At 59.2% G+C, this 9,259-nt stretch carries 10 protein-coding genes; 5 read left to right on the forward strand and 5 right to left on the reverse strand.

Going from position 1 to position 9,259, the window contains the following annotated elements; all coding sequences use genetic code 11:
- Nucleotides 1-84 precede the first annotated feature (84 nt).
- Genes mnmA through ACT3UQ_RS19250 form a run of 3 tightly spaced genes read right to left on the reverse strand, consistent with a single transcriptional unit; the run spans nucleotide 85 to nucleotide 3,284 of the window.
- Nucleotides 85-1,218, reverse strand: coding sequence for a tRNA 2-thiouridine(34) synthase MnmA (gene mnmA / locus ACT3UQ_RS19240; RefSeq protein ID WP_105552461.1), 1,134 nt, complete (start codon nucleotides 1,216-1,218; stop codon nucleotides 85-87).
- Nucleotides 1,215-2,450 (reverse strand): cysteine desulfurase family protein, encoded by a 1,236-nt coding sequence (locus ACT3UQ_RS19245; protein ID WP_444637768.1) that lies wholly within the window; start codon nucleotides 2,448-2,450, stop codon nucleotides 1,215-1,217. The genes mnmA and ACT3UQ_RS19245 overlap by 4 nt, the downstream gene beginning before the upstream one ends.
- 27 nt (nucleotides 2,451-2,477) lie before the next feature.
- The gene (locus tag ACT3UQ_RS19250; RefSeq protein WP_096284642.1) at nucleotides 2,478-3,284 is read right to left on the reverse strand and encodes a hypothetical protein; all 807 of its coding nucleotides are present in this window, start codon (nucleotides 3,282-3,284) and stop codon (nucleotides 2,478-2,480) included.
- A gap of 113 nt (nucleotides 3,285-3,397) precedes the next feature.
- On the opposite strand from ACT3UQ_RS19250, the gene folP reads away from it, so the two are divergent.
- Together folP and ACT3UQ_RS19260 are read left to right on the forward strand one after the other, a co-directional pair.
- Nucleotides 3,398-4,324 (forward strand): dihydropteroate synthase, encoded by a 927-nt coding sequence (gene folP / locus ACT3UQ_RS19255; RefSeq protein ID WP_105552463.1) that lies wholly within the window; start codon nucleotides 3,398-3,400, stop codon nucleotides 4,322-4,324.
- A gap of 10 nt (nucleotides 4,325-4,334) precedes the next feature.
- A complete protein-coding gene (locus tag ACT3UQ_RS19260) occupies nucleotides 4,335-5,072 on the forward strand; it encodes a dihydrofolate reductase family protein (RefSeq protein WP_105552464.1) in 738 nt (245 codons plus the stop codon).
- Here ACT3UQ_RS19260 and ACT3UQ_RS19265 read toward each other — a convergent pair.
- Nucleotides 5,038-5,949, reverse strand: coding sequence for a diacylglycerol/lipid kinase family protein (locus tag ACT3UQ_RS19265; RefSeq protein WP_444637769.1), 912 nt, complete (start codon nucleotides 5,947-5,949; stop codon nucleotides 5,038-5,040). The two genes, ACT3UQ_RS19260 and ACT3UQ_RS19265, sit on opposite strands and share 35 nt — an antisense overlap.
- 151 nt (nucleotides 5,950-6,100) lie before the next feature.
- On the opposite strand from ACT3UQ_RS19265, the gene ACT3UQ_RS19270 reads away from it, so the two are divergent.
- From ACT3UQ_RS19270 to ACT3UQ_RS19280, 3 genes are all read left to right on the forward strand, one after another.
- A complete protein-coding gene (locus ACT3UQ_RS19270) occupies nucleotides 6,101-7,000 on the forward strand; it encodes a J domain-containing protein (protein WP_105552466.1) in 900 nt (299 codons plus the stop codon).
- 39 nt (nucleotides 7,001-7,039) lie between these two features.
- Entirely contained in the window at nucleotides 7,040-7,501 is a 462-nt protein-coding gene (locus ACT3UQ_RS19275) for a tRNA (cytidine(34)-2'-O)-methyltransferase (protein WP_096284632.1), read from the forward strand.
- Between the two features lie 123 nt (nucleotides 7,502-7,624).
- A complete protein-coding gene (locus ACT3UQ_RS19280) occupies nucleotides 7,625-8,179 on the forward strand; it encodes an anti-sigma factor (protein ID WP_444637771.1) in 555 nt (184 codons plus the stop codon).
- Between the two features lie 106 nt (nucleotides 8,180-8,285).
- Here ACT3UQ_RS19280 and ACT3UQ_RS19285 read toward each other — a convergent pair whose 3' ends face one another.
- Nucleotides 8,286-9,047 (reverse strand): PIG-L deacetylase family protein, encoded by a 762-nt coding sequence (locus ACT3UQ_RS19285; protein WP_105552468.1) that lies wholly within the window; start codon nucleotides 9,045-9,047, stop codon nucleotides 8,286-8,288.
- Nucleotides 9,048-9,259 lie beyond the last annotated feature (212 nt).

Here is a 9,259-nt window from a genome sequence, read left to right on the forward strand (position 1 = left end):
TTAACTCGGTCGGCCGTACAAACCTTGTGGATTCTCGGGCCGACCTAGTTAATTTTGCAGACACCAAGAGGTGTCGTGGGAAGGCTAGAGTACCGAAGCCGGGTCCCATGCAGAAGACCGGGCCGAATCGATCGTAGCCTGGCCCAGGACACGGGTTTCCTGGTAAACGACCATGGTCTGGCCCGGTGCGACGCCGCGCATCCCCTCGGGAAGCTGAACGACCAAAACCTCGGACCCGTCGGCACGCTCCATGCGCGCCTTGGCGGTCACCGGATCGCCATGGGCACGAACCTGCACCATGCAATCGAATTCTTCGCCGGCGAGCACCGCCGGGATCGGCACTCCGGCCCAGGAGATCCGGATGCCGCGCAGCTCATCGACCGCAAGCAAAGCCTCGGGCCCGACGATCACCTTGTTGTCCTTCGGGCGGATTTCCAGCACGAAGCGCGGCTTGCCGTCGGATGCCGGCCGTCCCAAGCGCAGGCCCTTGCGTTGGCCCACGGTGAATGCCTGCGCACCTTCGTGCTCGCCGAGCTGGTTTCCGTCTTGATCGACGATGTCGCCCGGCTTCATTTCGATACGCTCGGCCAGCCAGCCGCGCGTATCCCCGTCGGGGATGAAGCAGATGTCGTAGCTGTCGGGTTTATTGGCCACGGTGAGCCCGCGGGCTTCCGCCTCGGCGCGCACCTCGGCCTTGGAAGGGGTCTCCGCCAGCGGGAACATGCAGTGCTCGAGCTGCTGGTGGGTGAGCACGCCGAGCACGTAGGACTGGTCCTTGGCCCAGTCCGCCGCGCGGTGCAATTCCGGGTTGCCCGATTCGTCACGCAATACCTTGGCGTAGTGGCCGGTGCAGACCGCGTCGAAGCCCAGCGCCAGTGCCTTCTCCAGCAATGCCGCGAATTTGATCTTCTCGTTGCAGCGCATGCACGGGTTCGGGGTGCGTCCGGCCTCATACTCGTCGACGAAATCCTGGACCACATCCTCGGCGAACCGATCGGAGAAATCCCAAACGTAGTAGGGGATGCCCAGTTTGTCGCAGGCGCGCCATGCGTCGTTGGAGTCCTCCACCGTGCAACAGCCGCGCGAACCGGTGCGCAGGGTCCCGGGCATGCGAGAGAGCGCCAGGTGGACTCCGACTACGTCGTGCCCGGCTTCGACCGCACGTGCTGCGGCGACTGCCGAATCGACGCCGCCGGACATCGCTGCTAGTACCTTCATCGTGTAAAACCCGTCCCTGCTGTGTGAATGCTGCTTTCGTCTGCCGCCATACCGGCTTTCTTTGCCCGTTGATAGGCTTCGGGCAGCGCCTCTAAAAGTTTGTCAACGTCCTCACGCATGGATGTATGCCCCAATGTGAAGCGTTGCACACTTCGTGCGCTTCGTGCATCCCTGCCCATGGCCACCAGCACGTGCGAGGGTTGCGGCACGCCCGCGGTACAGGCAGAACCGGTGGAGGATGCAATCCCAAACATGTCCAAGAGGAACAATAAGGAGTCCCCCTCGCATTCTGGGAAGGTGAAATGCAGGTTTCCCGGTAGCCGTTTGCCCTCGTTCAGCGCATCGCGTGGACCGTTGAGCACCGCTTCGGGGATGCTTTGCGCGATCCGCTGCACCGCATAGTCGCGAAGTTCACTGAGTCGTTTGCTCTCGGCATCCAAATTGGCTTGGACCGCGGTTGCCGCCGCCGCAAACCCTGCCGCCGACGCCGCGTTCAAGGTGCCAGAGCGGAGTTTGCGTTCATGGCCGCCACCGTGCTGGACGGGCATCAGGACAATGTCGCGGCGTACCAGCAAGCCACCGATTCCTACCGGGCCGCCGACCTTATGGGCGCTGATGGCCATGGTTGCCAGACCGCTCGCCGCAAAATCCGTAGGGACGGTGCCAAAGGCCTGTACCGCGTCCGAATGCACCGGAATCTGGTACTTAGCGGCCAGGGCCACGAAAGCGGAGATCGGTTCAATGGTGCCTACCTCGTTGTTTGCCCACATGAGGGTGCCCAACGCGATCCGCTCGTGGTTCGCCTCGATGAGCTCTTCGGCTGCCTGCAGATCCAGCACGCCGTCGGCGTCGACCGGCATCCATAGAAGCGTCGCGTTTTCGTGGGTTTCGAGCCAGGCCACGGTGTCCAGCACCGCATGGTGTTCAATTCCAGCCACCAAAATGCTGCGAGCTTCCGGGTTCTTCTCTGTCCGATTCCAGAACAGGCCCTTGAGCGCCAAGTTATCGGATTCGGTTCCGCCGGAGGTAAAGATCACTTCGGTTGGATGAGCCGCTGCCACCCCGGCGATCTTCGTGCGTGCCTCGTCGATCACGCGGTTGGCGCGGCGACCGGCACCGTGCAACGAGGAGGGGTTGCCGGTGTGGGCGAATTGCTCGGTCATGGCCGACAACGCCGCCGGGTTGAGGTCGGTAGTTGCCGCGTGATCGAGGTATACGGCGGAATTAGTCATCGTCTTAATGGTACGAGCTTTCCCTGCCTAGTTTGAATGGCCAATACGTGTGAATTGCCCGACTTCAATGGCTTCCAGCAACGGATCGCGCAAAATTGCCTCGATAAGCTCGGCCGAGCCACCGATCAGCGTGCAGTCATCATAAGGTTCGGTAGACAGCATCCAGCTGCGGTCTTCGGGAAAAGCCAAGGCCGGGCGTTGACGCTGCGGACCTTCGACCGTCGTCGCCCAAAGCGGCTGCGCCAAAAATTCGCCATCCACTTCGAAGAGCCGGTAGTTTCGGTAACCGCCGCCTAGTTCAAGCGCCGGCGTCGTGAGCACCTCCGGTGCGAAGGCAGGACGTTGCGCCTCGGCGAGCGCGGCGGCGTGAGCGGCCTGGTTTTCTTCGTCGCTGAGCTCCGGATCGGGTTCGTTCTCGATCTGGATGCGTTCGCCACCTTCAATGAAGGCATAGCCTCCCCAAAGGCCGACCACGAACTTTTCCTGCTCAGTTGCCGCGCGGAGCTGCTTCACCAGCGCCTGCCACTGCTCTACAGGCAACTCGTCTACCGGCAGGTCGGTCTCTTCCCAGGCATCCTCGGCTGCCGGGTTGCCCTGGGCATCCCAGCCGGCGACAGTTTCGAAGAGATCTGCTGCGGTGAGGATATGGCCGCGGCTGCTAGCCACGGTCCCCCACTTCACCGGCTGGTCAAACTCGTCATAGGCCGGATGCAAGATCCGCGCGTAGCGTTCGTAACCCACGGGCACTTGCGCGACTACCGTCAGCTGGTCGGCGGTGGCGCAGGAATCAATGATCCATTGGCCCTGGGTGGCTGAGACATGGGAGAACTGCATAGTACAAGCCTAACCAGCATCCAGACATATCCCGCATCAGGTCGCGAGCGGGTGATATGAATGAACAAAGCAATGCGCAGCGGCACGACCGCGAATCAAGGGAGACCAGGTCGATGTTTTTACCCGAGTTGCAGGTTCCGATTCACCACTTTTCGCGTCGGAGCATAGATTTCTCGCGGACCATCGCGGTGATGGCAGTGATCAACCGCACCCCGGATTCTTTCTATGATGCCGGGTCCACCTTCGGTTTGGACGAAGCAGTCTCCTCGGCGATGCGTGCGGTGCAGGCCGGAGCGGACTGGATTGATATCGGCGGCGTACCGTTTTCGCCCGGCCCGGAGCTCCCCTGGGAGGAAGAAGCCGCACGTGTGGTTCCGGTGATCGAAGCGGTACGCAAACAAAGTGATGTGGTGATTTCCGCCGACACGTTCCTCCCGGAAGTTGCCCAAGCCGCGATCAATGCCGGAGCGGATGTCATCAACGACACCACCGGGCTGGCCTACCCCGAGATGGCTCAAGTTGTTGCCCGAAACAATGTGCATCTGGTGCTGACTCATTCGTTGGCGAAACCACGCACCGTCTATCCCCGCCCGCAGTACCAGAATGTGGTTACCGAAGTGCGCGACTATCTGGCGCAAAAGGTCCAGCTGGCACTGGACTCAGGAATCCACGCGTCAAAGATCATCATTGATCCGGGGCACGACCTGAATAAGAACACCCGGCACACCCTGGATCTGACCGCGAATTTTGAGGCCATCGCCGCGTTGGGATACCCGGCCCTCGCGGCGGTATCCAATAAGGATTTCATCGGTGAAACCTTGGACCTGCCCAAACCCGAACGTCTCATCGGTTCCATGGTGGCGGCAACCATGTGCGTGATGGGTGGGGCGCGGATCATCCGGATGCACAATATCGCCGAATCCGTGCAAACCGTCCGGTTGATAGAAGCGGCACAGGGGTGGCGGGACCCTGCCTACCAGATCCACAACATGGGCGAGGTCAATCCCCCTGCCCATCCCGAACGTGAAGCCAGCCGATAGGACCCGAGCCATGCGTGAACTGCTACCCAGCAATATGCCGGAGGTTGGCGATACCTACCTTTTGGAGCGTTACGCCGCGTCGCAACGTCCCTTTGTGCGCTTCAATTTCGTTTCCAGCATCGACGGTAGCGCCCAGCGCGATGGGCTGTCCGGCGGGTTGGGCAGCGCGGGCGATCGGCGGATCTTTAGTTTGTTGCGACGCTTGGCAGATGTCATCCTGGTCGGTGCCGGCACCGTCCGCGCCGAAGGGTACGCGGGGGCGCTGATCGGTGATGAGGACATTTCCTGGCGTGAAGCCCGGGGCTTGTCCGCGCAACCGGTCCTGGCGATCGTTTCGCACGGGCTGCATCTGGAGCCCGATGACGAGGTGTTCACGCTAAGCCCCGTCCCGGTGCTGGTCTTCACCAGCGTTCAAGTCACCGAGGAGCACCACAGTCGCTTCGCTTCGCATGTCGAATTGGTTGAAGTTGCCGAAGCAGACCGGGGTTGTGACCCGCAGGAAATCGTTGCTGATCTGCTATCCAGAGGGCTGGGTTTCATTCATGCCGAGGGTGGCCCGCATTTGCTTGGCCAATTCATCGCCGCCGATCGTCTCGACTCGATGTGCGTGAGCTATTCGCCGATGCTGTTGGCGGGGTCTGGGCAGCGCATAGCGCACGGTCCACGGCAGGCGGCCCTTGCGATGAAAATCCATTCGCTGTTCGAGGAGGAATCTATGCTCTTTTGCGATTATCGGCGCCCGGAATAAGCGTCAGCGCCCCGTCGAGCACGGTCAGCTCAAAATCACCCTGTCCAATAAGCTCCCCGTCCGCATAACTTTCCTGCCTGGTTCGCACAACTACATGTGCACTCCTGCTGGACAGTTGGTGCCGGTGAATCTTTCCGCGCAGAATATGACCTACAAAAGGCAGCACCGGTAGCAATAGCGGGCCCTTCACCAGCACGATATCGGCCAATCCATCTGCGTAGTCCGCGTGCGGGAAAAGCTTAATCCCACCGCCAAGCGACTTGATATTCGCAATACTTGCCGCGAAGACCGACCCCTTGTAGTCAAGTTCCTGAGCCTGAATTTCGGTGGGGTACGCGCGAAGTGTGGGGAGGCACAGCAGCAGTCCGAGAATATAGCGCAGCGCGCCTAGGCGGCGTGGCAAACCATTGGCTCGCCGGTTAACCTGTCCTTCGAATCCCCACGACACCGCGCCCACGGCAAGCGTAGTTCGTGGCAGGTCATTGGCAAATCGCAGCTGGAGCAAATCGATCGGGGTCCCTGCTGCCCCTCCGGCCAGAAAGCTAACCACCTGTTGGATCGTTTCTTCCGCCGATCGTGCGCCGTACATTCGCCAGGTGTCGTTGCCGCTGCCTGCCGGAATGATCCCCATTGGAATGTTCTTCCCTGCAAGATACTGGATGGTGTGGTGTATTAGTCCGTCTCCGCCGATGACTACTACGGCATCGGCTGTTGCCAAGGCTTTTCCGAATTCTCGCCCTTGGAGATGTGCGGTATTCAACCTGTCTGATTGAATACCGTGAGCCTCGAGCCGGGCTTCCAGCTCTTCGACCCGTCGCATTGCCAAACCCTTGCCCGAGCTCGGATGGAAGACTATGCGAATGTGCTGATATTTCACGGAGGGCACCATACGGATAGAGAATACCCAGCAAACGCTCGGGTTTGAAAAGCCAACTCCCAATCATGGAAGGTAAAATGTTCTAATTGGCACTTGATCGCGCGGCACCGGCCGTGGGGAATTGCCTTAACCGAGAGGATTCGTCCGTATCATGAGTTCGCCAAGTCCCTACGAAATTCTTGGCGTTCCCCGGACGGCAACTTTCGAAGAGATCAAGGTTGCGTATCGGAAGGCTGCTCGCGCGTCACACCCGGATCTGGGTGGTAGCGCCGACGAGTTCAAAGACGTCCAACAGGCATTTCAGACGCTGTCGGATGGTCGAAGCCGTTCAAGCTTTGATAGGTCTTTCCAGTCCCCCGGCCAAGCACCACGCGCCGGAACCTCCGCCCGCCAGTACGATGAAAAGCTGCGCACCTCACCGCAACAGCCCAAGGCCCAGCTAGCTACCGAATATGTCCCTCGTCTCGATGACGACTCCTTTGGTTTGCTGGATAGGGCCCACTCGATTCAACGAAGCCACGGTGAGCCACGAAAGCGCGGGCTGTTCAATTCCCGTTCCAGGCTTACCCGAGAAGCACAGACGATCAGCATGCTCAGCAAAAACGTGCTCAACGTGCTGCCTGCGGCCCGGCTGGTCAATGGCTTGCAGGCACCCGGCGGCGGGCACTATGACCATGTGTTGACCGCCGGATATCGTATGGCGATCGTCAACACGATGACGCTTCCCGAGGGCTATTACGCATTTGATGGGAACGTATTGCGTCATGGAAATAAAATGACGCAGCCCCCGGCCTTGAACATCACCGGGATGCAACGCGCATTCATGCAGATGAATGTCGTCGCTTTCACGTTGGTCCTTTCGAGCCAGGGCAATCCCCACGAGCCGGTCATCGAATATCACCGCAGGGCCGATCCGGCGCTGGCCTCCACGCCCAACGTGCTCAATGCCGCAGGACTCATCCGCGAACTGAAACTCTTCCTCGGATCAGGCCCTTCCCCGAATATTGTTGACCGTTCGGTACTGTCCCGAGTCTTAGGCGGAATGTACTGATTACCAGTTTTACTGCTCCAAGAGCTTAAACTGTTAAATGTGTTCCGTATTCTTTTCAATGCTCCCGAAATTCCCGGCAACTCCGGGAATGCCATCCGCCTAGCCGCAATCACCGGTGCCGAACTTCATTTAGTGAAGCCCTTGGGCTTCAACTTTGAAGACGCCAACCTGCGTCGTGCGGGGTTGGACTACCACGATCTAGCGGTGGTCACCGTACACGAAAACCTCGAAGAAGCCCTCGCGTCGTTGGGCGAGGGTCGTGTTTTTGCGTTCAGTTCCGATGGCGACACGCTGTACACCGAGGTGGGCTATGTCCCAAGTGACATTCTCATGTTCGGTAAGGAATCGGTGGGGCTTAGCGCCGCAGATAAAGCCCACGAACGGGTGACCGATCTGGTCCGATTGCCGATGTTGCCGGGGCGCCGATCGCTGAACCTTGCCAATGCCGCTTCCGTTGTCGCCTTTGAGGCTTGGCGGCAGAACGGTTTTGCAGGAGCCTAAAATACCAGCCCAATCGGGCCAAGTACACAGCTTTACCCAATCTTTATAAAGTAAGCTTTTGAGTATGTTCGCGCAGGCGTGCATTCCGACAAAACCGACGACTTCTCGGGAGATTCCAAAACAATGAACGGTAGCCCTTCGCAGCACCGCGACGAGCCTCAGGACGAAAATCTGGGTCTGGACCTAGTCAGTCAAGTGGCCCACAGCTCTCGTGCGGAACGGAGCGCACGGCCAAAACGCTGGATCTTCGCAGTGATTGGTTTGGTAATCGTGGTCGTCTTGGCCCTCGTGACCTTTTCCTTGCTCAATAGCGAGACGAAATCTTCTAAAGCCGCAAAGGCCGATGATGTGCTCACAGAGGTAGTTGAACTCAATAGCGGCGGTCAGGCGACCATCAGTACCTCCAAGCAGGAGAATGCGCTAGGCGTCGAACTGACTGCTCTGCCACCACTTGATGATTCTGAACAGTACGTTGTTTGGGCCGTGCATGAAGAAGGCGGCATCAGCGTAGTGAGCAAGACCTCGGGAGAAGACGCCAAGGGCGGGCTCTCCCCCATCGACGATGTTCTCGCGGTACATATCACCGTGGAAGGTTCAGAGATACCCGCCTCGCCGTCGGAAGACACCGAGGCCTCGGTGGACCTGCCGCTAGGCCAATCGGAAGATCCCAAAGCCTAACCAGCTAGCGATGGGTTATCTGTCGATAAGTTAGCATTCATCTGACGTATACGGTGCGGTTCCCCAAAGCGGGAACCGCGCCGAATTACTTTAACCCGTAGTTAAGTCAGAATCCTGCGATCGTGTCATCGGCGTTCACGGCCACGAGGTGGAAGCCTTCAGCCAGCTCATCGGAAGGCATATTCGCGCGTACGCCATTCGCTTGGCACTGCTCGAGCACAAATTTCTCCATCGCCCCGACGTCGGGGTGCTGGGTGAAATGGGCTCGCAAAGCATCCATCTTCTGCGCAAAGAACTCGGTGATGTTCACAAAGCCGTTTTCGCGTTCCTTGGGGGCTCCATATAACCAAAGCCAAGGTAGTTTGTAGGCTTCCAGTCCTTCTTCCGCGAGCAGCTCCGGGTAGGCGAACGGGTTTTCGACTGCCGGGTAGATAGCCCGGGTTACCGCTTCGCCGCAGGCAAGGTGGTCCGGGTGTGAGCGCTGAATGCGGTCCCAGTTTCGTTCGGTGTGCATGGCCATAACTATTTGCGGGCGCACCTGGCGGATCAGTCGAACCACCTGACGCATGACGTCGTGGCTTGGCTCTAGATAGCCGTCACGCTCTCCCATGAAATGCACGGTGCTGACACCAACTCGGGCTGCCGCAACGCGTTGCTCTTCGTGGCGCAAGCGAACCGTCTCGGCAGGATCACGGTCGTCAAAACCTCCAGCGTCGCCATCGGTCATGATGCAGTATTGCACCTCTATCCCCGCGGCGGTCATTGCGGCTACGGTTCCGGCTGCGCCGAAATCCAAATCGTCGGGGTGCGCTGCAAAAGCCAGCACCCGCTGGGTAGCTGAGTTAATGAATTTGTTCGGATCAATCATGCTTAGCATCGTCAAATCTCTGTGGCTGCCGAGGGCAGGGTATTGGCAAGGCGTTTCGTGGCCCTATAGTTTTCGTTTGGAAAATTGGTCTTAGACCGCGGGCTGAAGTGTTGTTCTCTATCGTATCGAGATCCTCGGCGTACCTCGATTTTTGGGCCAAAACCAAAAGTGACGTGCCGCAGGATACAGCGGCACGGCACTTTTCTTGGATC

The sequence above is a fragment of the Glutamicibacter sp. AOP12-B1-11 genome, assembly GCF_052379245.1.
Classification (GTDB): domain Bacteria; phylum Actinomycetota; class Actinomycetes; order Actinomycetales; family Micrococcaceae; genus Glutamicibacter.